This is a genomic window from Agrobacterium larrymoorei, assembly GCF_005145045.1.
GTDB lineage: Bacteria > Pseudomonadota > Alphaproteobacteria > Rhizobiales > Rhizobiaceae > Agrobacterium > Agrobacterium larrymoorei.
In genome coordinates this window covers 16,531-40,621 of the sequence record NZ_CP039693.1, presented here as the reverse complement: position 1 = coordinate 40,621, position 24,091 = coordinate 16,531, and the positions used below count along the sequence as shown (strand labels likewise).

The window sequence follows — 24,091 nt, the reverse complement described above, 5'->3', positions numbered from 1 at the left end:
CGAAAACTGCGACTTGGAGCGCTCGTGGCCAAAGTGAAGACATCTCTGACTGCCATCGAGCGCCGCGCAGAAGAACTCGACACCATTGCGTCCGTTCTGCCACTTGAGCGTCGCGACGAGCTTGCCGAGCTACTCACCGATCAGGACATCGAAACGCTACGCCATCTGGTCAACGCCGGTATGGGGGCCAACACGCTGCGAGCGCTGACGTCGGACCTCGCCTATCTCGAAGCATGGGGGCTGGCAGCAACCGGCAAATCTCTCCCGTGGCCAGCGCCCGAAGCGCTGCTGCTGAAATTCGTGGCGCATCACCTGTGGGACCCCGAGAAACGTGCGGCCGATCCGGATCACGGCATGCCTGATGAGGTCGACGACAACCTTCGGGGCCAAGGCTTTCTGAAATCCACCGGCCCACATGCACCCGACACGGTGCGCCGCCGACTGGCCAGCTGGTCGACCCTCACGAAATGGCGTGGCCTTGACGGCGCTTTTGCTTCCCCTGCCCTGAAATCCGCTATTCGCCTCGCCGTGCGGGCCGTCCCGAGACAGCGTCGTCGCAAGAGCGCGAAAGCGGTCACCGGTGATATCCTGGCAAAGCTTCTTGCTACGTGTACCAGCGACAAGCTTCGCGATGTCAGAGATACGGCGATATTGATGGTCGCCTTTGCGTCGGGCGGCCGCCGACGCAGCGAGATCGCAGGCCTTCGCGTGGAACAGTTAACCGTGGAAGCCCCGATCGAGATGCCCGATGGCCCTCCCCTCCCCTCTCTCGCTATTCATCTTGGCCGGACCAAGACGACATCAGGCGAGCAAGACGACGTCGTCTATCTCGCCGGGCGACCTGTGGAAGCGCTCAACGCCTGGCTGGCAGCGGCAAAGATCGACAAGGGTTGTGTCTTCAGGGGGATCGGACGATGGGGTACCGTCTCCAAACGGGCGATAGATCCGCAGTCGATCAATGCGATCCTCAAGCTGCGGGCGGAGATGGCGGGGTTGGACAGTGGGGAGTTTTCTGCGCATGGTTTGCGGTCAGGGTATCTAACCGAAGCGGCCAATCGAGGCATCCCCCTGCCCGAAGCGATGGAGCAGTCAAAGCATCGGTCTGTTCAGCAGGCATCCAGCTATTACAACAATGCGACACGAAGAAGCGGAAGAGCGGCCAGAATGCTTTGATCGCGGCCATGGAATAATGAAAGCGTTCAGAGAATTGTGGAGATTACGCTTTGCCCGTCTCAGCGATCACCAGAACATTGAAGCCGTCACGGATATTGAACTGGTCTTCAGACAGTAGATGCCGACCATGTGCCATCATGAACCAGCGGGCTGTTTCTGCATCATAGAACTCAGCGATCGAAGCCTCTACCTTCGATCTGACATCCCTCAAAATTTCACACCGCCCCATTTTTCGCGTGTTGATCTGGACGAGCCTGCGTTTTGCTGGCTTGCCTGCATCGGATACGAATACCGATAATCTGCTGGCTTCGTAGCTTTTGACCCTGACCCTCAGGCGCTTCGGGCGGGTTCTGTCGAACTCATCGTTGATCGTCTTGATACGCGCTTTGATCTCGTCGTCTGTGAGATGGGTCTCCGGCATAACATCGCGCACCGGTATCAAATCGTCCGCGAACCGCTCCTGCGCAACCTCCGCTGCATGATGAGCATAGGCCAAATGCATCACGGGAAGAGTGGCAAGCCATCTGCGCCGTTGGGCAATTGCCATGGATTTGGCTGCCGCCTCACCCAACTTGAAGACTGAGAAGTTTTCGCGCTTCTGGCCTTCATTGGTCATCAAGGTTGCCTGCCAGGCATCGCCGTCACGCGTCTCGACCCGACGCACCCCGGAAATGCCGCTCTTGTTGTTCTTACGAAGAAGGACGGCCTGCTCATGATTTGTCGCAGGTGGGATGGCTTCAATGATCGCATCGCGGTAGGCGTAAGCTTGAGCGTAGGCAGATTCATTTGATCCGTAGACGCTGTCCTTGAACAACCGGACGATCTTGTGACCGCGCCGTCTCAGACTAACCCACCATCCAGCACCTCGGCGCTCATTGGCCTCTTCGCGAGTGAGACCATAGCCCTCGGCGTCATGCTTGGTGTTGGGGCTGTGAGCCTTCACGTAGGTCTTTTCCACAGCAATGTCCCCATCCATTAACGCCATGGCTCTTACCTTATCTGAACTGCCTTCATCGTGAATTAGTCGGCAGATTGCGGCGAGTTTGGGGTGGTGGAACGCTTTCCTCCGCACTCGGTTGTACAAATGCCAACGATTCCATGTTTTCGCCACAATGTTTGATTGCATTACGTTCAGATTTTGACAGCTGATTGATACTTTATCCGATCGACATCAGAGGTTCTTCATGACCGACCAGCCCTCATCGTCTGACTTCATCCAGGCGAGCCGCGTTCTCAAGGTCAAGTCGCCTTTGGGCGAAGACCAGCTTCTGCCGGAACGCATGGTCTTCAATGAGGGCGTCTCACAACTCTTCGAAATCCGCCTCAGCGTCCGCGCCAAGAAGGAAGCGGTCAAGCCGGAAGAGCTTATCGGGCGACTGGTCGATGTTTCGGTGGAAGTCAGTCAGGGCGATGGCGAAGAGGGCAGTGGCGTGCGCCGTCCATTCAACGGCCTGGTCACGGAACTGCATGAGGGGCCACCAATCACTCGCGGCCTGCGCTCCTACGCCATAACCATCCGCCCGCAGATGTGGCTGCTATCGCGTCGCTCCGACTGCCGCATCTGGATGGACAAGACGACGGTCGATATCGCCGAGACGCTGTTTTCCGAACACGGCATTCCAGCCCCCGATACGTCGGGCATCATCACCCCTCCGCCTGCTCAACACTACAGCGTTCAGTTTAATGAGCCGGACCTCGATTATCTTCTGCGTCGGCTGGAAGAGGATGGGTTGTTCTACTGGTTCAGCCATGAGGATGGCTCTCACAAGCTGCACATCGCTGATACCGCCAATGGCTGGCTTGGACCAATGCCCGCTGCGGAAGGCGAAAGCAGGGTGAGACTGGCGCAGGGCTCATCGGATCGCAACCACATCAATGACTGGGCACGTCGCTTCTCCTACGTGCCGGGCCAGCGCGCTGGTGCCGACTGGAACTTCGAGACGCCCTCCATGGTGCCGGGCTCAATGACGCCATCACTGGTACAGATGCCGGATGCGACCAAGCGCGAGCTTTACGAATATCCCTCCCGCATCAAGACCGTGGCCGAAGCAGAACGGGCGCAAAAGCTCAGAACACAAGCCACCGAAGCCGATCATGACCGCGTCTTCGGCGCATCGACGTCACGCATTCTCGAAGCCGGTCGCCGCTTCACCCCATACGAGGTGGCGCATCCAGAGCATGAATATGAAGAGCATGTGATCATCAGGGCAAGCCATACTATCGTTGATCGCTCCTACGAGACCAACAGCAACGAACCGGAATACCGCAATCAGTTCGAGGCGGTCCCCTCACGTGTGCCGCTGACCCCGCATCGAACCACCAAGCGTCCACGCATCGAAGGCACTCAGGTTGCCATCGTTGCAGGGCCGGAAGGCGAAGAAATCCACCCGGATCAATATGGCCGCGTCAAGCTGTGGTTCCCATGGGATCGCAAGGCCAAGAAGGATGGTACCGATACTTGCTGGGTGCGGGTCAGTCAGGCATGGGGCGGAGGTACATGGGGTGCGCAGGTGATCCCACGTATCGGCATGGAGGTGATGGTTGCATTCGTCGACGGTGATCCCGACAAGCCGCTCGTTATAGGGGTTGTACCGAACCCAGCAAACTCGGTTCCTTACGATCTGCCTGCCAACAAGACGCGTATGGCGATCCGCTCCAACACCCACAAGGGACAGGGACATAACGAACTTACCTTTGAAGACGAAAAAGGACAGGAAAATCTCTTCCTTCACGCTCAAAAGGATCAGACGGTCAAAGTCCTGAACAATCAGACCAGTCGTGTCGATGCGAATGCCTTACATTCCATCGGCGCCAACCAATCGCTTGAGGTTGGTGCGAACATGAGCCACCAGGTAGGAGGTGGTCTCAATATGGTTGTGGGCGGCGTCGGCGGAGCGGTGAATACGATCGCTGGTGGTTTGCTCGCTGGACTGTCAGGCACCAGCGCGGGAATGCTGCAACATGCCATGTCGCTAGCTTCTGCAGTTGCTGAAGACAGCCCATCGTCTGAAAACAAGAGCCTTACTGCGGCGCAGGCAGCAGGCGGTGACGCTACCGCAGGGTCGGATAGCGAAGCAGCTAGCCTCCTCTCACAGGCTGCCGGCTATATGGGTGCAATGGCTTCAGGCGCTTTGGGTACAGTTGCGTCGTCTATCGATACGGTTCGGGCGGGCGTGAACGATGCGGCTGTCAGCGAACTTCGAACGGATGCGGGCGATGCCATGCGCTCGTCGGGTGCAGGCCTTGGATCGCAAGTCGCCTCGATGATTGGACAAGGTATCTTCAACACGCTCGTCAGCCGCATGCAGAATACAAGCGTGGGCATGGCGCAAACAGAGCAGGTCGGCGTTGCGAAGGTCGTGACAGTGGGGCAGGTTTACAATCAGACCGTCGGCCACACGAAAAATATCTCGATCGGCAAGGAGCTCTTCATCGGCGTGGGCGGCGGCAAGGATGCCGATGGCAATGACATTCCTCCAAAATCCATCCTGATCATGAAGGACGACGGCACGATCCTATTGAAGGGCGTGAAGATTTACATCGAAGGAGAGAGCCACGTGCAGGTCACCTCTGCCATGATCGACCATAATTGAGGTCGAGATGCCTGAACTCAAGAATTTGACCCCGTTCCCGAATTTCCGTTATTATAGTCGTGACAACGAAAATCGCGAGTTCGGCATCGCGATTGTCAAGGCAACCTACGAGATTGCCGGGGACGGAACACTGGTTGCTGCTGAAGAGCAGGCCCCGATGCTCTTTACCGACACATGTCACGGAGAAGTCAACGTATCTTCGCTCTGGCATCCTTCGGATCTCGTTCCTTACAAACCCGCAACAGATATTATTGTCAACGCTGTCGCTCGTGCGCCAGAGGGTCGGCCGTCGCCGTCCTGGACGTGCGGGTTGCGTGTTGAGCGGAACGACCAGATTCTCTTGGACAAAAAGGTACGTGTCACTGGCCCAAAATGGTGGCGCCCGATCTGGAAAAGGAAGTTGCGCGAGGAGGAGCGTGCTGACTGGAAAGGTGTCCGAAAACTTTTTGATCGCTGGGAGCTCTCAGAGCCAGACCCGATTCAAGAATTGCCTTTGCGTTATGAGTACGCATTCGGTGGAGAGATCGAGACTGGCGTCGATGAGGACGGTAATCCAACGTTTGACACCGATCACCATAATCCGCTCGGGATCGGAAAGATTGATCGTGAATACAGCGATCATACCAAGTCTGTCGCAGCACCACAGATCGAGTCGCCGGACGATCCTATCAAAGAGCCTTTCAAGAATTATCGTCCCCAAAACTTTGGTCCTATTCCGCCTGCTTGGCTACCGCGTCGTCCTCTGGGCGGCACTTATGATGAGCATTGGCAGGATAATGTATGGCCAGCCTGGCCTACGGATTATTCGTTTGCCTACCATAACTCCGCTCATCCGGACTTGGTGATCGACCCGTACCTTTGGGGAAATGAGCAGATTACTCTGACGGGTATGTCAGAGGGTATAGAAACATGTGTTTTTTCCCTTCCTGCCGAGCAGGTCATGGTGGATTTCGTGCGTGCAGATAATACGACTGAGCGGAAAAACATGGTTATGGATACTGTCTTTCTCGACATTAACTCAGCAAGGCGACGAGATTGGCGCGTTTATTTGTCTTGGCGAGTGAATTTCGAGCCGGATCACTTCGAGCAAGCAATTATACATCGCAAAAAGCATTCACAAGCTGGAGTTGATCTGCCGTCGCAATCGAGCAAGGAGATGGCCTTATGAGCATAGCGAAAATCTCCGCCAGAAAATGTGCGTCCAACGTGATTGTCTCGACAACACCCGATGTCTGCTGGACGCCGGTTGGATCGGATGTCGTGAAAGTGGGCTATTCCTCGATTGCTTTTCTGGATACGGCGATCCGCCATTCGACGACAGTTCGAAATAACGGTAAATTCGATTTTCAGCTGAATTCTCGCTGCTCTAAATCGACGGGCCATGAACCGGGCACGAAGAGAGGCGTCGTCGTTCCCGGCTATCTTGGCCCTGCGCACGTAGAAGTAGCCTCATATTTCGTGTTTTCGGAAGGATGGGCAACCTGTAGCCACAGAGATCCGGCCTGGATCAATCGGCCCGATCCGGGGCCTGTGGAGCCGCAGAAGTCGCAGGTGCAGGCACCAATCATATTAGCGGCAAATGACGGAACGCCTGGGAATAACCGAGCTCAAAATGCGCAAGTTGATGCAGTTTGCAGGATACTGAAACTGACAAAAGACCAAAGACAAATGCTTCACAGAGAAATTGGCGGCCAAAATTATGGCTTCCAAGAGATAATGGAATGCGCAAAGGACATGTTTGGAAAATGAGAGCCCTCGATAAAGCCTGGGACGGATATTTGCCTGGTCATGTTTTCATCAAGCGGGGGTATGGCAGTTGTCTCCTCGTCGACTATGAGCACGAGGGCAACAGGCCATCCATTATGATCGATAGGTGTAGGTGGATCATCACGGTGGGTGAACGTCTAGCTTTTTACGACTACGAAATCTCCACCAGTGAAAATCTCGCGCTACTGGCACCATATCAGCTCCAGTCCATTACCAAACATCCCGACCGCCTGACGTTAGATTTTGGTGAAGCCAAGTTAGTCCTTTTCTGGACCGTCCAATCTCAGGAATTTCATTATGCGGGCATTCAGAGAAACAGCGAAGAGTGGCAGAGACTACCGAAAGACGATCGGGACAACATTACGATCTTTCCAACCAGTGGCGACGCCATTGGGGTCGAATTTGAGATGATGATCAATCCGGAGGATTATCCTTGGGGTAGAGACTTTCTTCGTCGGGAAGCTGAACTCTCTAAAAATACGCTTTAGGTCCGAAATGCAGAACGTATGCGGTATTTGAGGATTGGAGTGTGCCGTGGCTGATGCCGGTGAAACTAACTATGTTCCGAACACCCGCGATTATGTTGATGAGAACGGCGTGCATACCAATGAACGTGCCATTCCGCATACGAACGAGAGCATAGATCGAGACAACGGGGGTGCTCAGCTCGTTGCAGGCGCTACTGCAAAGCCGGAGCTCGATCAGGCTTACGATGATTATGCAAGACTGACTACGTTAGCAAAACAAAGACAGCAGCAGGCATATGATCAAGCTCTTGCTGATAGCACTGAGTATTACAGAAATAACAAACTGGCCTACATTGCGAAAAGCCTTTTAACAGGCGATGAGGATATGATTCAGAAAGAGGCTGAAGCAAAATCCTTCAATCGCGATCAGCAAGACTTTCTATCTCCTTCGGAAGCCTCGGCCTATAATAGAGCGCAGGGAATTATCGCGGGCAATGCAGGAGGTGCGGCGCATGCACTGGGAACGGGCTTAATCAACGGCACAGGCATTGCATCTGAGGAACATGAGAAAGGAAGTAGAGCAGATCTACATCAACAGGCCTCAACGAATGAACATCCATTTCTAAGATTTCTCGGCGAGATCGGCCCGGGGATATTTTTCTCCCGATTGATGGGCAAGGGCGAGAAGCCCGGCGAGACTGCACCTAAACCTGATCCTAGGCCAGAACCACGACCTGAAGCCAAACCTCCAGCGAAGCCTTTGCCTGTGGGTGAACCTGTCTCCGTTGCCAACGGTGAGTATCTGGAAACATGGCGTGATTTCTTCATTCCAGGAACGCTGCCGTTCGATGGCGCCCGCTACATGGGGCTCAAGCTCGCACTGCCGAGAGAATATGTTTCTCCTTTGGGTCCTTGCCAGATTTCGATGTTCGATGAGGCGTTCTCGAACCCAGAACGCGGAAAGCTTCTGTTCCATAATTCTGCTGGGAAGGCTATCGGCTTCGATCGACCCTTCAATTTTCTGCCGTCACTGAATGCAGGATATCCACATCTTGAGCTGAAGGCACCTTGGCTCAAGCAGCTTCGTTTGAAAGATTACGGGCTCATCAAAGAGTTTCGCCAGTACGATGACGGTATCTACCGGCTAGAGCAAGTCGAAGACCTCAATGGACATAGGCTGATTTTCCATCGCAACGAAGAAGGGTGGCTTGAAACAGTCGACGGCCCGGATGGCCTGCAGTTGCAATTTGAGAATGATGACAAGGGACGCCGTATCGGCATCGTCCTCGTCGGCTCTGAAGGTAGCGAACTTGAACTCGCGCGCTACACCTACGATGCTCGCGGTCGAATGACTGATGCACAATGCGCTTTCGGCATGTCGGTGCGCTACGTTTGGCTCCGTGATTCCGATCTATTGGCATCCTGGAATAATCTGACGCGCCAATCGGAAACGCATTTTACCTATGACAGCGACGGGCGCGTTGTTCATACCGCGACCAACGGCATCTGGAACGGAGATAGGTTCGACTATCGTGAGGGAGAAACACGCTACTCCCCCGGTGGAAACGAAAACGCCGCGCAAACCTTCCGCTATGATGACCATGAAAACGTCACCGAGGAGATCGATCCTCTTGGTGGCGTCGTTTCCCACGGTTACAACAGGTACGGATTCCGCACTTCGACGACCGATCAGAACGGCAATGCTCACCGCACCTCCTACGACATTCATGGCAATGTAAAGGAAGTTGTGGATGCGGAAGGCCGCTCCACCATTTATGGCTGGGGTGACAATGGCGAGCTAATGATCGTCATCGATGGCGCCGGAAACCGCAAGACATTCAAGCATGACCACAAATCGAATGTCATTTCCGAGACGGATGCTGAAGGTAATGTCACTCATCTGCGCCGCGACGATCTTGGCCATGTGGTCGAGACGCAGTTTCCCAACAGTGCGATAGAGCGCCGTACCTGGGATACAAACAATCGCTTGGAAAGCGTCACGGATGCCAAAGGCAATACGACTCGGTTCGAATATGATGAGTTCAACCGCCTTATAGCAACGGCGAGCCCAGATGGATCGCGTATCGTTCGCGACTATACCGCCGGTGCAGGCGGTTTCGACACGGTGAGCAGGATCATAAGGCCGGATGGCATCGCTGTGAGCCGCAGCTTCGATGGGAGCGGTCAACTGGCATCGGTTACAGATGGCGAAGGGCGACTGTGGACCTATCGCTATGGCGCCTTCGGCGTTTTGGAGGCCATTGTCGATCCGAAAGGCGGTGAACTGAGCCTCGCAACAGACATTGAGGGACGACTGATCTCCGTCACCAATGCAGAGGGCCTGACCTACAGCTATGAGCGCGATATTGCAGGCCGAGTTATTCTGGAAGAAGACTTTGACGGAAGGGCATGGCGCTATGCGCGTGATCCAGCCGGTCAGATCACGGAGACAATCAAACCGGATGGCGCAAGACTATGCTATTCGTACGACAAATCTGGTCTGATCAAGCGCATTGAGACCTTCACGGCCAAAGATGAGCCCGAAGACGTCACACGTTTCTGGTATGATGGACGTGGTCTTCTCATTCGTGCGGAGAACAAGGCCGCTCTCGTTGAATTCAGCCGTGATCGCAACGGTCGCATTGCCCGCGAAACTCTGAACGGCAAGCGTGTACGCTCCCGGCATGACGCCATGGGGCACCGTATCCGTCGAGAAATACTGGGCCTCGGCGCGTCGATAACGGATTATGTCCGCGATCCGCTGGGCGCAGTCGAAAAGCTCGTTGCAGATGATACCGAAATCACATTCGAGCGTGACAGTTTCGGGCATGAGAAAGCCCGACGCATGGACGGCTTCAATCTTTTGCAGCGTTTTGATCCGGCTGGCCAACTCGTCGCACAGGTCGCGGGTCCCGCCGCAGCCCATGGGCTCGATGCCTCGCGTCTCGGCTGGCAGTTTGATCGTGGCAATGCACCAAGACAGGCAAGAAGCATAGCTGAGCATGTCCATCGCATTTACGAGTATGATCGTGCCTTCGCGCCTGTCAGCGTAGATGACGGTCTTTGGGGCAAGCGTCAGTTTACCTATGATGATAACGGGCAATTGACGAGCGCTGAAGCCTCGACAGGCTCGGAACGCTTTGCCTACGACAGCGCGCGTAACATAGCAGGCGCATCATCCTCCATCCAAACATCCTATGACCCGACCCCCTATGGGAAAGCGTTCGACCAGACATTCGGCTCCGTCATCCCGGCTGCCGCTCCCAGCAACTGGCAGCGTTCTCCCAGTGGTGTCGTGCAGATGGCGCGTGGTCCAAAAGGCGAACGTGTTCAGCTCCTCCATGACGATTGCGGGCGCGTGATCGAGCGGCGGGTCGAGCGCGACGGGTTCAGACCGCAACGCTGGCGCTACGGCTGGGATGTCCATGACCGGTTGGTGAGCGTCAGCACCCTGGATGGCGAGGAATGGTATTTTCGTTACGATCCGTTCGGGCGAAGGATGTCCAAGGTCCGACGCTTTACAGGGGAAGAGAAAGATCGTGTTCGCAGGCTGTGGCCGAAGCTTGTTAGTGCAGATGGACGCCCGACGAAGCTCCGAGGAACCGAAGGCCCCCCCCCGCTCGACGTCGACAACCCTCCTGAGGTCGGCACAGCCTATCTTTGGGACGGTGACCTTATGGTGGCGGAAGCGCCGCTACGGCTCGATGGTCACATCGCATGGGATGAAGCAACGCACTGGCATTTCGAGGACGGGACCCATCGGCTTCTTGCAAAGCGACAGTCGAATGGCGAAATGCTGGCTGTCGTCTGCGATCATCTCGGCACACCGAAGGAGATGTTCGACGCGAAAGGCACGCTCGTCTGGGCTGCCGATCATCACGTCTGGGGCGCGGTGCGGGCGGCGCGGACTTTTGGTGCGCTGGCTGTTGCAAGAACACACGATCGAGAGCCGAGCGAACTTCAATGCCCCTGGCGCTTCCCCGGCCAGTATGAGGATGCCGAGACCGGCCTCTATTATAACCGCCATCGCCATTACGATCCGCTCACAGGGCAATATGCGAGTCCAGACCCGATAGGACTGGCTGGTGGTGATAGACCGCAGGGATACGTAGTGAATCCAAGTGTAGTAGTTGATCCTCTTGGATTAAGCGCTTGGATGACGGCAACTCATAGAGATTCGTTAAGTTCTGGAAAACAGTTGTACCGAGGAGACGCTCGCGCCCCGTCTGAAATATTTGCAGAGGGTTTTAAGCCTTGGGGTGACAGTAAAGATATTATTGCGCATGCGATTCATGCAAAGGAACCACCAAGCTACTTCGTTTCGACTTCGTCTGACATTGCGGTCGCATCTAAACCGCATTTTTCTCAAGGCAAATATGTCTACCACATCGACAAGAGGGTCCAGGGAATTGATGTGAACAAGTATCACAATCTATCTGGTAAAACTAACTTCCACGAGGCCGAATTAGAAATTGCTGTGCCCGGTGCGGTAAGGCCCAGTGATATTATTGGCGTTCAACCAGTGCTGCCAGGTAATCGATTGGGGCCAATGGTGCCCAATCCAAATTACGTTCCGTGAGGATGAAAATGGATAAGTACACTATAGAAACGAACACAAAAGGTTCACGAGGAAAGGCAATTGCTGTCGTTGAATGGCGCAACAACCGTGACCTTTTCTTGGAAATCTCATTGAACGATGTTACACACTCAACACTTGACCTTGATTGTTTTTCGGCCTTCCAACTTCTTAGGCAAAAGTTCTTCCACGAGGTAATATTTTGTTGCAACGGAGCGCGACGAAATTTCGTACAATCTGGAATGATGCAGCAAAGCGGCGGATTTTACGGTTACTTGGTGAAACGAGGAGAGCGATCCAACCCAGACGAGACGGCTTTCATTTTTGACTACTGCAGCCCTGAATTTGTTGTCTCCGTCGAGGATCAGAACATCTTTAAAGATGAATGGTTTCGTTCACTCAGCTAGAAAAATGTGAGCGTCCGGTGAGCTGTTTTTGCTGATCGGGCAAATCAGGCGATGTTCTGGCATTAGAACCAGCATTAGTGCTGACATAAATACCAGAGCAAAGAGGTTTCATGGCCCGCATGGAGATCATGTCCGGTACCGAGCGCAGACGGCGCTGGTCGGACGAGGCGAAGCTGAGGATACTGGCGGAAGCTGATGAGCCGGGTGCTCGCATTGGTGACGTGGCGCGCCGGCATGACGTTCATCCTGGCCAGATCCGCTTGTGGCGAAAGTCGTTCAACTATGTTGATCGACCGACGGTGTTCCTTCCAGTGGAAATCGTGGAGGAGTTTGGCGTAAGTCAGGCGTCTACGACGGCAACGAGGCTGGCGATCGTCGAGATCTTGCTTCGAAACGGTCGGAGTTTGAAGGTTCCTGTTGACGTTGAGTTGAAACTGCTCGGCCCGCTCGTCGCTTGCGTGGAGGCGGCATGATCGGGCCGTCAGGGAATGTACAGGTTTATCTGGCCTGCGGAGTGACTGACATGCGTCGCGGTATCGACGGTTTGTCAGCGCTGGTCGAGGGGGTGATCAGACAAGCGCCTGGTTCTGGCGCGATCTTCGGGTTCCGCGGCAGGCGCGCGGACCGAATCAAGCTTTTATGGTGGGACGGCCAAGGCTTTTGCCTGTTTTACAAGGTTTTGGAACGCGGATACTTCCCATGGCCGGCGGCCAAAGATGGCGTTGTGCATCTGACGCAGGCTCAGTTGTCGATGCTCGTCGAGGGGATCGACTGGCGACGACCGACATGGACGTCAGCGCCTCATCGCACGGGCTGAAAGCGTTAATTTGCAAGGGTGTCAGGGGTAAAATGCTGGCGCTAAAGGGCCAAATCAGTTACATTTTTGGGTATGGAAACAACGCCGCCACAGGGTCAGGACGAGCTATCTGCACTGCGTGCATTGGTTGCTGAACAGGCGGCGAAACTCGAGCGACAAGACGCGGAAGTTACCAAGCGCGATACCATAATCGACATTTTGCGCGCGCAGTTGGAGTTGCTGCGCCATCGACAGCATGGGGCCTCGTCCGAGAAAATAGACCGCAAGATCGAACAATTCGAACTGATGCTCGAGGAGATTGAAGCGTCCCGCGCCGAGGCTGAGGTTCGCTCTGGAAGGACACCACTGCCGGAGCTGGAAGATGCCTGCGAAAAGCCAAAACGCAGACCTTTGCCGGATGGGCTGCCGACAGAAGAGCGGATCTATCCGGCGCCGTGCAATTGCCCGACCTGCGGCGGGACATCGTTCCTGAAAGCACCTGATAAGGTGGTCCAGGTCATGGAGCATGTGCCGGCATCCGTGAAGATTGTTCGCCATGTCGAAAAGCGCTTCGTTTGCAAGGACTGCGACACTTCGTTGGCTGGCAAGATGCCGACCCTGCCGATCGAGCGCGGCAAACCCGGTCCCGGATTGCTTGCCCATATCATGGTCTCCAAGTTCGACGATCACATCCCACTTTACCGACTGTCGGAGATGTACGATCGGCTTGGGATCGATATCTCCCGTTCCGTGATGGCCGACTGGATGGGGCGTGCATCGGCTTTGCTCGGCCCCCTGATTTTGCTGATCAGAGCGCATATCGCGGCCGTCGATCGGATCCATACCGACGACACTCCGGTCGATGTTCTCGACCCTGGACGAGGAAAGACCAGGACCGGGAGGGTCTGGGTCTACGTCTTCGATGGGCGTGGCTATCAAGATCCCAGGCCCGGAGCGATCGCTTATTATTACAGCCCTGACCGCAAGGGGGTTCACCCAGCCGAACATCTTTCCAACTTCAGTGGCGTGATGCACGCGGACGGCTATGCTGGCTACAACAAGCTGTACGGCAATCAGATCATAGAGGCTGCCTGCATGGCGCATGTACGCCGCAAATTCCATGACGTGATCAAACTCAAGCCATCAACGATCGCGCAGGAAGCGCTGTCGCGCATTGGTGCTCTCTACGATATCGAGGATCGTATCCGTGGCATGTTGCCTGACGAGAGGCGGGATTTGCGCCAGCAGCATGCCAAACCCATCCTGGACGAGCTGAAAGAGTGGATTGAGGATGTCCAGACAACACTGCCACAGAAACAGAAGCTGGCGGAAGCGATGCGGTATGCGCTGTCACGATGGGCAGCATTGAGCGTCTATCTTGATGACGGCCGGGTTGAAATCGACAACAACATAGCTGAGCGTGCCATGCGACCACTGGGAATTGGCCGAAAGAACTGGTTATTTGCGGGCTCCGACAAGGGTGGTGAGCGCATCGCAAATATCTTGAGCATCATCGAAACCGCAAAGCTTCATGGCCACAATCCGGAAGCCTATCTGACCGATGTGCTGGCCCGGATCCAGGATCATCCCAAAGACCGACTTGAAAATCTGCTGCCTTGGAACTGGACGCCGGCAAACGCTCGGTGCGAGGCTGCCTGATGGCACGCTCAAGGTTCATTTACACACTCAACCAAGTCGCCGGCATGATCGGCGAGAACCTCGAACTGATCGAAGAAGTGACGGCCAACTCGGACAACATCTCCGAAGGCGAACTGGTTTACGTCAGCGATGGCACTGAAGATGGCACGAAGGGTCTGACCGAGAACGGCATCAAAGAACTTCAAAGCCTACTTGCCGACATCAGGACGTGGGACGGCGGTATCCGCGAGTTCCTCATCGACACACAGTGCGATCCTGAAATAATCGACCGCATCATGGCCGATGAGATGAAGCGCGGCCTTTAGATTCTATCTCGCGACACCCGAAAAATGCTTTCGCCGGACGCTCACAGAAAAATCATCTTCGGGGAGTGATATTCAATAATGAGTCGACAATGTTGTCGGCATATATAGGCCAGTATTTTTCTGGTCTAGGTCGATAGACATCGATCCGATTACGGTCGGGCTTGCAGTTCATTAAGGATTCGCGCCATCGCAATGGGATCGCTGACGTTCCATATACTGCACCCAAAAGAGCCCCTACGATTGCACCATTTGTATCTGTATCTCCCCCGTACGAGATCGTATCAACCACACCATGTTCTAATGAGCCACAATTAAGAAGCTGGTAGAAAGCATTCTGAAAAGCTATTAGAACCCATCCCTGATTCCTTTCGAAATTTTCCGGAGGATACGATTGTGCTTTCTGTATCGCGTTAACTAGTTTTGTCTCGGCGTTAATATCTTGGGACCAAGCTAGAACTGCACGGTATATTTCAGACGGCGTCGGGTTATTAGTGATCGCGTACGCCAACGCTTTTGCAAACAGTATGTTAGCTTGACGACACACAAAAGACGGATGAGTAATCATCGCGTCAAGCTCCGCCCACCTTCCCACTTGTTCAAGTGTGAAGTTTGAACCCAAAATCCCGATAGGCGATACACGCATCAATGCACCATTCGCCTCGCTCGCGATATTTTTCAGGCCCCGTAGTCCCGACGAAACTGTTGCCCCGATGTCGAACGGTTCCGAATTCATCCATTCCCGGTAAGCCCGGAGCGCGTTTTTCTCGTTATAACCGTCGGCCTCTGTAATTGATCTTGCCAAAGCAATCGCCATTTCGGAATCGTCGGTTGGTTGCCCTGCAAGGGTATTCCACGTTCCACCATCATGCATGTCCCGGACACCAGATGGATATGTTTCTTTTATTTGAGCCTTCGATTGAAATTCTACAAGCGAGCCCAGAGCGTCTCCGGCGAGTTGGCCGAGAAAGCAGCCCTTTGCTCTGTCGATGATACTCTGACCCATTCTTTACTCCATAACCCAGCAGATTGGCCTGCTGCCGGTTCGGAAAACTTAGTTAAGGTAATCCGACCTCGTTTCAAATTCAATCTGTGATTAAGCGTACTGAAATGACTCTACGAAAGTGGGAATTAACAAGGCGTCATCGTGCGTATCGGCATCGGGACCCTGCCGATTTTTATGCTGACGAATCCACCGGCACGCGAAACACACAAAGATTATATCGGCGGAGGCAACTATTATCCGCCCGCAGTCAGAAAGATCGTCAAACCCAACGATTTCGCTGTTTTCGCCCAACCAAAGCACGCCGATGCGTTATCCGCTGAGAGGTCGCCATCTCCATCCGAGGGGAGTTGGCTTAGCTTCGCCGGTATGGATGACCGTTCAAAGCCGGTAACCTACTGTCTCAAAATGGTAATTTGGTGAAAAACGGCTGACAAGTCGCGTGAACGCGGGTGACAGAATTTTGCGGAGTGTCCAGTCGCCTTTAGGTGGCGCCGCCGCGTGTCACGCCGTTCTCCGATTCACATCGCCGTTCGGGTATCCTGCTCCCTCAATATCCCGATGATATGCTCGTCCGTGAACCGTGAATGCTTCATTCCATCCGTCTCCTTGATACGACGGACTCTACCAAAATCTGGAGGAAGTTCAGGGGCTCAGGTCATAGGCCATCGCCTTCAGCGACCGCGCTCTATGCCTTCGGCACGCAGCCAGCCTTCGGCCGTCTGCGCCGATTCCGGTCACGATCCCTTGTCCTGACGCTACGCTCATGAGGTGATCGCCAACCGGCGATCTCTTCCGCACGGTGCGACCGCTGCGCTTGCCGCCATTCTTCCTGTCCCTCCTATCGCTCTACGATGGTCTGTCGGCCTCGCCAATGGGCAAGCAGGCTCACGCCTGTCCGCCCGTCAGAAAAACGGCTTTCACCGCTGACGCGCCGAACCTTCCGTTTTTCAGCCGGTCGGACCCATGACTAGCCCGCCACACCAACGGGGAGCGGGCTGCGCCCTCCCCCCTTCGTTCCGGTGAGTGTGAGAGACACATCCACCGGAACGGTGGGTGAAGGCACCGCCCACTTGCGGGGCTTTGCCTCTTAAGAGATCGCAAACCGTGGAGATTTTGCAATGACCAGTGCCAATACGCAGTCCGAAACCATCACCGTCGCACTCGACAAGCTCGACCGCGACCCGAAAAACGTTCGCAAGACCTACCGCAAGGACGGCATCGAGGAGCTGGCCGCGAACATTCGCGCCGATGGCTACCGCATCCTTCAGAACATCATCGTGCGAAAGGCCGACAAGCGCGGTCGCTTCTTCGTCATCGCAGGCGAACGTCGCCGCCTTGCCCTCAACCTACTGGCCGAGGCAGGCGAGATCGCCAGGGATTTCGCCGTCGAAGCAAAACTCCGCGATGCAGCCGACGCCACCAGCATCAGCCTTGCCGAAAACGTCATGCGCGAGGATATGCATCCGGTCGATCAATACGAGGCGTTCAAAGTTCTGAACGAGGAAGGTGTGACGATTGCCGATATCGCCGCCCGCTTCGGAACCTCTGACACCATCGTCAAGCGCCGCCTTGCCCTTGCCCGTCTCTCCCCTGCCCTCCTCCAGCTCTACCGTGACGAGGAAATGACCTTCGAGCACCTGACGGCCTTTACCGTCAGCGATGACCACGACTTGCAGCTTCGCGTCTGGGAAAGCCTGCCATCGTGGAACCGCAACACCTATACCATCAAGGGAGCCTTGCGCGGGGATGCGATTGCCGCGACCGACAGGCGTTTGCGCCTGATCGGTGGATTGGAGGCTTACGAGCAGGCGGGTGGTGCGGTGAAACGCGATCTGTTCGATGAGCGCGCCCAAGGCTATGCCACCGATATTGCCTTGGTGGAGAGGCTTGCAGCCGAGAAGATGGAAGCACTGGCGGCAGAGCTTTGAACCGCACCGGGTTTGCCGGAGGCCATTTCGTTTAAGTTATGCTGCCATGGCCGGTGCGCACATGATGGCGTAATATCGTTCCTCGGCTTCGGCTGGCGGTATATTCCCGATGGGCTCCATAAGCCGTCGGTGGTTGAACCAGTCGACCCACTCCAGCGTAGCGAACTCGTCGGCCTCGAAGTTGCGCCACGGTCCTCTCCGATGTATGACCTCGGCCTTATAGAGACCGTTGAGAGTTTCTGCGAGTGCGTTGTCATAGCTGTCACCAACGCTTCCGACAGAAGGCTCGATACCTGCTTCTGCCAAACGCTCTTAATGGCGTCACGACACGAAAGTGCATGATCTGTCCGGCTTTTGAGAACATAGGGTGATCACGCTGCGAGGATGGATGTTTGCTGTCGCAACGGCCTGAGATCAGCGCCGTTGGTTGGCGTCCAGATATAATCGCCGGTGAGACTGATGTGCTGCCAGCCGAGTGGGGTAATGTGCTTCATGACGTCATGCGGTGTAGTTATACCCTCCCGGTTGAGCTCGGCGAACGCTGGTTCAAGATACAGCGTGTTCCAGTAGACGATGGCGTTGATCAGTAGGTTCAAGCCGGATGCCCTGTAGAACTGACTCTCGAAGGTCCGGTCGCGCAACTCTCCGAGGCGGTTGAAGAACAGCGCTCGCGCCAAGGTGTTCTGAGCTTCGCTCTTGTTGAGGCCTGCGGTCGCATTTCTGCGCATCTCCGGATTTCGCCACCATTACGGCAGGAAAATTGACCGGTTGATGCGGCCGAGATCGCGCAGAGCAAGCGCCAGCCCGTTCTGGCGTGGGAACGCCGATAGTTTGGCGAGCAGGGTCGAAGGTCGGACCTGGCCGGAACGGATTGTCGTGACCAGGCGAAGAATGTCATTCCAGTTTGCCTTGATCCGCTCGATGTTAACGGGTTCGCCGACGAGTGACGCCAGGTTCTCAGGCGGTGTGTCGCCGGGAAATAGATAGAGCTTGCGATCCTTAAGACCGCGCAGCCGGGGCACGAGCTGGAACCCGACGACATGGCAAAGGGCAGAACTCATATCGCTGACCCCACCCGTATCGACATAGTGGGTCTCAATGGCGAGATCGCTGCCATGATAGAGCAGTCCGTCAAGGACATAGATAGCCTCGCTGGCGTTGGCGTTCATGGCGACGATGTAGAAAGCACCGTACTGGTCGGATGTGAACCGATAAAATTTGGCGCCGGGATTGGGACCATAGCGAGCGTTGAGGTCGCCAATCGCCTCGGCGTGACCACCCGCTGGGAAATATTGGCCGTCCGACGATGAAGTGGTCCCATCGCCCCAGAGTCTGGCGAGGGGCAGTTGCCTTTGGGCATTGACGAGAATGGCGTGCGCGGCGGTATAGCCGTCCTCCCTAATGTGCCAATCATGCACCCATGCCAACTGGCGCATTGTGATGCCGGGAGAAACATCCGCCATTCTAGTAAGGCCGAGATTTATGCCGTCGGCCAGAACCGCGGTGAGAAGCGCAAGCCTGTTGTCGGCCACTCGACCGCTACGCAGATGGGTGAAGGCATTGGAGAAGCCTGTCCGGGCGTCCACCTCCAGCAAAAGATCGGTGATGTGGATCGCTGGCAGGCGACCTTCAACCTTCGCCTTCAGCGACTTCGCGATATCTGGAAACAATGCCTTATGCGGCGTGACGCTGAATCCCGTTCCGGTCAATTCGACATCGTCGAGTTCGCCGGCGGCAGCCAGCCGAGAAAGATCAGCCAGCCCTTCATTCAGGACCTGGCGCTGTTGGCGAAGGTACGTCTCGACATCGGGATCGACGGCGATCGGGAGCGGGCCTTCCTCACGCATCAGCTCGAATGTTGGCGTGGGAATGAGAAAGCTCTCAAAAGACTGGAAGCGTTTAGCTCCCTCCACCCAGACATCCCCCGCATCGAGCCGACGCTTTAATTCACTGAACAAGCAAAGTTCATAGGCCATTCGATCGATCTTACCGTCCTGCAGGATGAGCGGCATCCAGCCCTTTGGAGCGAACGAGATCGGAGCTCTGTCGGGTATCGCCCTTTTGCCCGAGCAATAGAGATCGGCGACCACAGATAGTGCTCGCAACAGATTTGCCGCAACGGCATGACCACGGAAGACGAGGGTGGAAAGAAACTGCGGCGCAAGTTTCCGGATCGTCGGATAACGCTGGAGCATCTCGATTTTGCCGTCGATGACATCCGGGGAAATCAGCGTATCGACCGCCTCGACACTGAGCGTAAAGGCCGGCCACTGGATGGCGCGTTCGATGGCTTTTGCGATGTCCTCGCCTTTCTCTCTGGCTTCGATGATCGCGTGGCAGACTCTCGAAACATCCTTCAGCGGCTTCTGCACCTCCCGAACCGACCGGGTCACGCGAGCGGCTGCCCGATTGTCGGCTCGCCTGGTCAGAATGCCCATGATTTTCTTGAACATGTCGATGGCGCAGTCGGTCAGGTGGCGGGAAAGATGTAACGCCGTCGCGGCTAGGACGGCGTGCCGGCGTTCGGGGTTGAGGTCGCGTAAATGCTGCGCACTCATCCGCATGCCCTCGGCCGCGAATTCGTCAAAGACCTTGCCCGGAATGCGGTCCATCAAAGCTCCTGACAGATTCAGCGACCGCAGAAAGCGAATTCGCTCGGCAATCCGGTCCAGGTTGGCGGCGGCTGGTGACAATGCCGGTGTTCTCGCCCACGCCAGAACAGTCAGGCTCGTTCCGTCACGCGGATCGAGAAGCTTGTCTAGATCGAGCCTCTGACCTTCTGACAGCCCACCAGCCAAAGCCCGGTGAGCGATACGGATGCCGCGCCGGATTGCCACATGAATAATGGCTTCAAACGCCGATCGCGACGGCAGGAGAATTCTTCGACGCCGCAATTCTTCCACCACCATGTCCGCCAGCTTGTCGGCCTGGCGCAGTGTTTGGGCAGCTGGCGTCAGCCAGCCGGTCAGTGACCGAACATCAGAAGGGGCGAATGGCCGAATCTGCATTCGGTCGAAAAGCAGAACGAGATGTTCCCGCCGAGTCTGGGGCCGCTCGAAGTAGCGATCGATCTCACGGTGATCGACGCCGATCTGCTGTGCCAGAAACCGCAGGACGCCCAACGGCAGGATCTCGCCATCCGCAAGCGGTCGCCCTGGATAACGCAACGTGGCCAGAACACAGGCAAGGCCCAACCGGTTCGATGCCTTGTTCTGCCGCATGATGAGGTCGAGGTCGGGCCGGTCCAGTGTGTAGTGCTTGGCGATCTCCCTGTCGTCATTTGCGATGGTTGTCGCCTGTTGCCACCATGCCTCGCTCAATAATGCTCTTCGTGCCATTCTGTTATCTTCCGGTTTCGTTACGAAGATGCAGCGAACTGGAAAATGCCTGTCCGACAAACGGACGTTTGACGGTATCCACAAGTTTTGTCCGCGAACATTGCTATTTAACGGCAAATCGGACATTGTCCGCATCGAACTAGAAAACGGACAAATTGCACCTTATGACCGCAATCGGCTACGCAAGGGTCTCGACCGGAGACCAGGACACCGCGTTGCAGCTCGACGCCTTGAAGAAAGCGGGCTGCCAGAAGCTGTTCGAGGACAAGGCATCGGGTGTGAAGACCGATCGGCCCGGTCTGACGGACGCTATCCGCTATGCGCGTGACGGCGATACGCTGACGGTCTGGAAGCTGGACCGTCTCGGCCGATCGATGAAACACCTGATCGAGATCGTTACCGAGCTGGAAGCGAAAGGTGTTGGCTTTCGCTCTATCACCGAAAATATCGACACCACGACATCGGGCGGGCGACTTGTCTTCCACCTGTTCGGGGCACTCGCGCAGTTCGAGCGCGACCTGATTCGAGAGAGAACGCGCGCCGGGCTGCAAGCCGCCGAAGAGCGTGGCCGGCGCGGCGGCCGTCAAGCGGTAGTGACGCCCGAAAAGCTCGCGAAGGCCCGCCAGCATCTGGCCGCTGGCCTTAACGTGCGAGAGGCTGCTGCCCGTGTGAAAATCGGAAAAACCGCTCTTTACCAAGCGCTCAAGCTTAGATGATGACGAGATTACTGTGATAGCTATTGAAACCGATCGCCTTTGGCTGCAACAGCATTCTATAGATGAATTTGCAAGGTATGCAAAACTTTGGTCTTCCACAGGTTCTGAGGTTGCTGGCGTGCCTAGCATTCCCCCGCTCAGTCACGAGGAAGCTTGGGCGCGACTCTTACGATTTGTGGGGCATTGGTCCGTCTTCGGGTTTGGGCCGTTTATTGTCGTAGATAAGGCTACCAATTCTGCCGTGGGTGAAGTTGGTTTCGCGCACTTCCATCGTGGGCATGGTGCTGACTTCGACGGATCTCCAGAAGCGATGTGGAAAATAGACCACCGTTCCCAAGGAAAAGGAATCGCATCAGAGGCCGTCCTGGCAGCCATCGAGTGGTTTGATCAAAAACTAATTGCCAAACGTACAGTCTGCATGATCGACCCACACAACACGGCATCACTACGAATTGCCGCGCATTTTGGGTTCAATCCGTTCGCGGATACCACTTATAGAAACAATACGGTGCTCCTCTTCCAGAGACTGACCGAGTAATCTTGCCGTTTATCGACAGGTGGCCGTTCGCGATCTCCCACCTATTCAAGAGAAATTCGTTCCTTGTGCGTTCTCATATGTCGGACAAATTCAACACTTTCGTGTCGTGACGCCAAAATGATCCGGATCACGGAATGCCCGCTAACATCGATCAGTTGTTACGAGATCAGGGCTTTCTGAAATCGACAGGACCGCATGCACCTGACACGGTGCGACGGCGTCTGGCAAGCTGGTCGACCCTGACCAAATGGCGTGGCCTTGACGGCGCCTTCCCCTCCCCTGCCCTCAAATCCGCCATTCGCCTCGCCGTACGAGCCGTCCCGAGACAGCGTCGTCGCAAGAGCGCTAAAGCGGTGACCGGCGATGTCCTGGCAAAGCTGCTGGCAACCTGCGCCAGCGACAGCCTGCGCGATCTACGTGACCGGGCAATCCTGATGGTCGCCTTCGCCTCCGGTGGCCGTCGCCGCAGCGAAATCGCAGGCCTTCGCCTGGAGCAGCTTACCGTGGAAGCTCCGATTGAGATCGAAGACGGCCCTCCCCTCCCCTCGCTTGCTATTCATCTCGGGCGGACCAAAACGACTTCAGGCGAAGAGGACGAAGTGGTTTATCTCACCGGCCGACCCGTCGAGGCTTTAAAGGCCTGGATCACTGCGGCCAAGATCGACAAGGGCAGCGTGTTTCGCGGGATCGGGAAATGGAGCACGGTTTCGAAACGCGCTCTCGATCCGCAGTCCATCAATGCTATTCTGAAGCAGCGAGCGGAGATGGCGGGGTTGGACAGTGGGGAGTTTTCTGCGCATGGTTTGCGGTCAGGGTATCTAACCGAAGCGGCCAATCGAGGCATCCCCCTGCCCGAAGCGATGGAGCAGTCGCGCCACCGCTCCGTCCAGCAAGCATCCAACTATTACAACAGCGCTACACGCAGAAGCGGGCGAGCGGCCCGATTGTTGTAGGGTCTCAGTGTCAGAAATGCCAAGGCGAGATCAATTCGAGCCCAGTTGTCTCGAAATCCTTGAGGTTTCGAGTCGCCAACCGGCCACCATTGATGCGCGCTATCGCCGCGATCATTCCGTCCGGAACCGACATCCCTCTCCCCTGCCGCTCAGCGTCCCCCATAATATCTCCATAAGCCAATGCAGCTTCTTCCGTAAAGGCAAACATCTTATCGGAGAACCGTCGACGCCAGCTCACAAGCCCCTCTTCCAATCGATCTGCACGTTGATCTGGCCTGATCTTTTGAATACCAAAAGCGATCTCAGCAACTGCGACAGTCGGCAGTGCCAACTCGGCATCGTGGCGAACCAACCATGCTATGACTGCAGAATCGGGAGCTTTTTTTAAAGTTTCAGAGATGACATTCGTATCGAGAAAAATCAAAGCTCGACGCCTTTGTGAGCGCGTCTGTTTTCATCGATGATACTGTCGAAATCGATATCCTTACCCGACTGCGATGCAAGACGACTGTAGAATTTCGCAGCCGGTTCATGTCCCGCCTCACGTGCCTCATAGGTTTCGAGCGCGCGCTCAACAATATCAGCGATCGTACGATTTTCTCGGCGGGCAAGCTTGTGGGCAAGGTCACGCGCTTTGGAACTGCGAACAGATAGTTGCGGTGTTACCATGGAAATACTCCTTCGTCCGAATCCAATCTAAATGAAATTGCGGAAGCCATCAAGATGGCATATGCCATCTTGATGGCTAAGTAGTATTTCTGATTTGGTTCTCTGTATATTGGTCGATATGCGAGGTTGGTACACGCGGAGACCAACATATCACCTCCCCGACCACCATGCTTAGGCAATTTCCGCCGTGCGCGGATCGGTTA

19 protein-coding genes and 3 pseudogenes are annotated in these 24,091 nt (G+C 55.5%); 16 read left to right on the top strand and 6 right to left on the bottom strand.

Going from position 1 to position 24,091, the window contains the following annotated elements; all coding sequences use genetic code 11:
* The first annotated feature begins 24 nt into the window (after positions 1–24).
* On the top strand, positions 25–1,173 hold the full coding sequence (locus CFBP5473_RS21275; RefSeq protein ID WP_027676859.1) for a site-specific integrase: 1,149 nt from the start codon (positions 25–27) through the stop codon (positions 1,171–1,173).
* 43 nt (positions 1,174–1,216) lie between these two features.
* On the opposite strand, the gene CFBP5473_RS21270 is transcribed toward CFBP5473_RS21275, so the two are convergent.
* Positions 1,217–2,299 carry a hypothetical protein gene (locus tag CFBP5473_RS21270; protein ID WP_234881906.1) on the bottom strand — a complete coding sequence of 361 codons (1,083 nt, stop codon included), beginning with the start codon at positions 2,297–2,299 and terminating at the stop codon, positions 1,217–1,219.
* Positions 2,300–2,357: 58 nt separating this feature from the next.
* On the opposite strand from CFBP5473_RS21270, the gene tssI reads away from it, so the two are divergent.
* The 10 genes from tssI to CFBP5473_RS25655 all read left to right on the top strand — a co-directional run bounded on the left by tssI (position 2,358) and on the right by CFBP5473_RS25655 (position 14,743).
* A complete protein-coding gene (tssI, locus tag CFBP5473_RS21265; protein ID WP_084631810.1) occupies positions 2,358–4,766 on the top strand; it encodes a type VI secretion system tip protein TssI/VgrG in 2,409 nt (802 codons plus the stop codon).
* A gap of 7 nt (positions 4,767–4,773) precedes the next feature.
* A complete protein-coding gene (locus CFBP5473_RS21260; protein WP_027676857.1) occupies positions 4,774–5,934 on the top strand; it encodes a DUF2169 family type VI secretion system accessory protein in 1,161 nt (386 codons plus the stop codon).
* Positions 5,931–6,515 (top strand): PAAR-like domain-containing protein, encoded by a 585-nt coding sequence (locus CFBP5473_RS21255; protein ID WP_027676856.1) that lies wholly within the window; start codon positions 5,931–5,933, stop codon positions 6,513–6,515. Before CFBP5473_RS21260 ends, CFBP5473_RS21255 begins: the two co-directional genes overlap by 4 nt.
* On the top strand, positions 6,512–7,021 hold the full coding sequence (locus CFBP5473_RS21250) for a hypothetical protein (protein ID WP_027676855.1): 510 nt from the start codon (positions 6,512–6,514) through the stop codon (positions 7,019–7,021). The genes CFBP5473_RS21255 and CFBP5473_RS21250 overlap by 4 nt, the downstream gene beginning before the upstream one ends.
* A 46-nt stretch (positions 7,022–7,067) precedes the next feature.
* Positions 7,068–11,579, top strand: coding sequence for an RHS repeat-associated core domain-containing protein (locus tag CFBP5473_RS21245; protein WP_027676854.1), 4,512 nt, complete (start codon positions 7,068–7,070; stop codon positions 11,577–11,579).
* Between the two features lie 8 nt (positions 11,580–11,587).
* Positions 11,588–11,983: a hypothetical protein gene (locus tag CFBP5473_RS21240; protein ID WP_037171666.1), complete on the top strand. Its 396-nt coding sequence runs from the start codon at positions 11,588–11,590 to the stop codon at positions 11,981–11,983.
* A gap of 110 nt (positions 11,984–12,093) precedes the next feature.
* The gene (gene tnpA, locus CFBP5473_RS21235) at positions 12,094–12,456 is read left to right on the top strand and encodes an IS66-like element accessory protein TnpA (protein WP_136954338.1); all 363 of its coding nucleotides are present in this window, start codon (positions 12,094–12,096) and stop codon (positions 12,454–12,456) included.
* Positions 12,453–12,800 carry an IS66 family insertion sequence element accessory protein TnpB gene (gene tnpB, locus CFBP5473_RS21230; RefSeq protein WP_136954339.1) on the top strand — a complete coding sequence of 116 codons (348 nt, stop codon included), beginning with the start codon at positions 12,453–12,455 and terminating at the stop codon, positions 12,798–12,800. The genes tnpA and tnpB overlap by 4 nt, the downstream gene beginning before the upstream one ends.
* A 72-nt stretch (positions 12,801–12,872) precedes the next feature.
* Complete coding sequence (tnpC, locus tag CFBP5473_RS21225; RefSeq protein WP_136954438.1) at positions 12,873–14,438, top strand: IS66 family transposase; 1,566 nt, start codon at positions 12,873–12,875, stop codon at positions 14,436–14,438.
* A complete protein-coding gene (locus tag CFBP5473_RS25655) occupies positions 14,438–14,743 on the top strand; it encodes a hypothetical protein (RefSeq protein ID WP_035209878.1) in 306 nt (101 codons plus the stop codon). The genes tnpC and CFBP5473_RS25655 overlap by 1 nt, the downstream gene beginning before the upstream one ends.
* 52 nt (positions 14,744–14,795) lie before the next feature.
* On the opposite strand, the gene CFBP5473_RS21215 is transcribed toward CFBP5473_RS25655, so the two are convergent.
* Positions 14,796–15,746 carry an ADP-ribosylglycohydrolase family protein gene (locus CFBP5473_RS21215; protein WP_027674167.1) on the bottom strand — a complete coding sequence of 317 codons (951 nt, stop codon included), beginning with the start codon at positions 15,744–15,746 and terminating at the stop codon, positions 14,796–14,798.
* 141 nt (positions 15,747–15,887) lie between these two features.
* On the opposite strand from CFBP5473_RS21215, the gene CFBP5473_RS21210 reads away from it, so the two are divergent.
* Positions 15,888–16,166, top strand: a complete 279-nt coding sequence (locus CFBP5473_RS21210) for a hypothetical protein (RefSeq protein ID WP_136954418.1) — start codon at positions 15,888–15,890, stop codon at positions 16,164–16,166.
* 698 nt (positions 16,167–16,864) lie between these two features.
* Positions 16,865–17,674: a ParB/RepB/Spo0J family partition protein gene (locus tag CFBP5473_RS21205; protein WP_037170743.1), complete on the top strand. Its 810-nt coding sequence runs from the start codon at positions 16,865–16,867 to the stop codon at positions 17,672–17,674.
* A gap of 36 nt (positions 17,675–17,710) precedes the next feature.
* Here the strand turns inward: CFBP5473_RS21205 and CFBP5473_RS21200 are convergent.
* Together CFBP5473_RS21200 and CFBP5473_RS21190 are read right to left on the bottom strand one after the other, a co-directional pair.
* A pseudogene (locus CFBP5473_RS21200) lies at positions 17,711–17,986 on the bottom strand (integrase core domain-containing protein); the annotation flags it as partial.
* Positions 17,987–18,045: 59 nt separating this feature from the next.
* A pseudogene (locus CFBP5473_RS21190) lies at positions 18,046–21,012 on the bottom strand (Tn3 family transposase).
* A 164-nt stretch (positions 21,013–21,176) separates the two neighbouring features.
* On the opposite strand from CFBP5473_RS21190, the gene CFBP5473_RS21185 reads away from it, so the two are divergent.
* The 3 genes and pseudogenes from CFBP5473_RS21185 to CFBP5473_RS21175 all read left to right on the top strand — a co-directional run.
* Positions 21,177–21,728 carry a recombinase family protein gene (locus tag CFBP5473_RS21185; RefSeq protein ID WP_027674168.1) on the top strand — a complete coding sequence of 184 codons (552 nt, stop codon included), beginning with the start codon at positions 21,177–21,179 and terminating at the stop codon, positions 21,726–21,728.
* Between the two features lie 13 nt (positions 21,729–21,741).
* Positions 21,742–22,266: a GNAT family N-acetyltransferase gene (locus CFBP5473_RS21180; protein ID WP_027674169.1), complete on the top strand. Its 525-nt coding sequence runs from the start codon at positions 21,742–21,744 to the stop codon at positions 22,264–22,266.
* 110 nt (positions 22,267–22,376) lie between these two features.
* Positions 22,377–23,219: pseudogene (locus CFBP5473_RS21175) on the top strand (site-specific integrase); the annotation flags it as partial.
* A gap of 10 nt (positions 23,220–23,229) precedes the next feature.
* Here the strand turns inward: CFBP5473_RS21175 and CFBP5473_RS21170 are convergent.
* Both CFBP5473_RS21170 and CFBP5473_RS21165 read right to left on the bottom strand, forming a co-directional pair.
* Positions 23,230–23,643 (bottom strand): type II toxin-antitoxin system VapC family toxin, encoded by a 414-nt coding sequence (locus CFBP5473_RS21170; protein WP_027674170.1) that lies wholly within the window; start codon positions 23,641–23,643, stop codon positions 23,230–23,232.
* Entirely contained in the window at positions 23,640–23,888 is a 249-nt protein-coding gene (locus CFBP5473_RS21165) for a type II toxin-antitoxin system VapB family antitoxin (protein ID WP_027674171.1), read from the bottom strand. The genes CFBP5473_RS21170 and CFBP5473_RS21165 overlap by 4 nt, the downstream gene beginning before the upstream one ends.
* Positions 23,889–24,091 lie beyond the last annotated feature (203 nt).

What these genes read in the sequence shown, in the direction of transcription:
- CFBP5473_RS21270 (WP_234881906.1), bottom strand. Translation starts at nt 2,299, where the DNA reads ATGCAATCAAACATTGTGGCGAAAACATGGAATCGTTGGCATTTGTAC.
- tssI (WP_084631810.1), top strand. Translation starts at nt 2,358, where the DNA reads ATGACCGACCAGCCCTCATCGTCTGACTTCATCCAGGCGAGCCGCGTT.
- CFBP5473_RS21260 (WP_027676857.1), top strand. Translation starts at nt 4,774, where the DNA reads ATGCCTGAACTCAAGAATTTGACCCCGTTCCCGAATTTCCGTTATTAT.
- CFBP5473_RS21255 (WP_027676856.1), top strand. Translation starts at nt 5,931, where the DNA reads ATGAGCATAGCGAAAATCTCCGCCAGAAAATGTGCGTCCAACGTGATT.
- CFBP5473_RS21250 (WP_027676855.1), top strand. Translation starts at nt 6,512, where the DNA reads ATGAGAGCCCTCGATAAAGCCTGGGACGGATATTTGCCTGGTCATGTT.
- CFBP5473_RS21240 (WP_037171666.1), top strand. Translation starts at nt 11,588, where the DNA reads ATGGATAAGTACACTATAGAAACGAACACAAAAGGTTCACGAGGAAAG.
- tnpA (WP_136954338.1), top strand. Translation starts at nt 12,094, where the DNA reads ATGGCCCGCATGGAGATCATGTCCGGTACCGAGCGCAGACGGCGCTGG.
- tnpB (WP_136954339.1), top strand. Translation starts at nt 12,453, where the DNA reads ATGATCGGGCCGTCAGGGAATGTACAGGTTTATCTGGCCTGCGGAGTG.
- tnpC (WP_136954438.1), top strand. Translation starts at nt 12,873, where the DNA reads ATGGAAACAACGCCGCCACAGGGTCAGGACGAGCTATCTGCACTGCGT.
- CFBP5473_RS25655 (WP_035209878.1), top strand. Translation starts at nt 14,438, where the DNA reads ATGGCACGCTCAAGGTTCATTTACACACTCAACCAAGTCGCCGGCATG.
- CFBP5473_RS21215 (WP_027674167.1), bottom strand. Translation starts at nt 15,746, where the DNA reads ATGGGTCAGAGTATCATCGACAGAGCAAAGGGCTGCTTTCTCGGCCAA.
- CFBP5473_RS21205 (WP_037170743.1), top strand. Translation starts at nt 16,865, where the DNA reads ATGACCAGTGCCAATACGCAGTCCGAAACCATCACCGTCGCACTCGAC.
- CFBP5473_RS21185 (WP_027674168.1), top strand. Translation starts at nt 21,177, where the DNA reads ATGACCGCAATCGGCTACGCAAGGGTCTCGACCGGAGACCAGGACACC.
- CFBP5473_RS21165 (WP_027674171.1), bottom strand. Translation starts at nt 23,888, where the DNA reads ATGGTAACACCGCAACTATCTGTTCGCAGTTCCAAAGCGCGTGACCTT.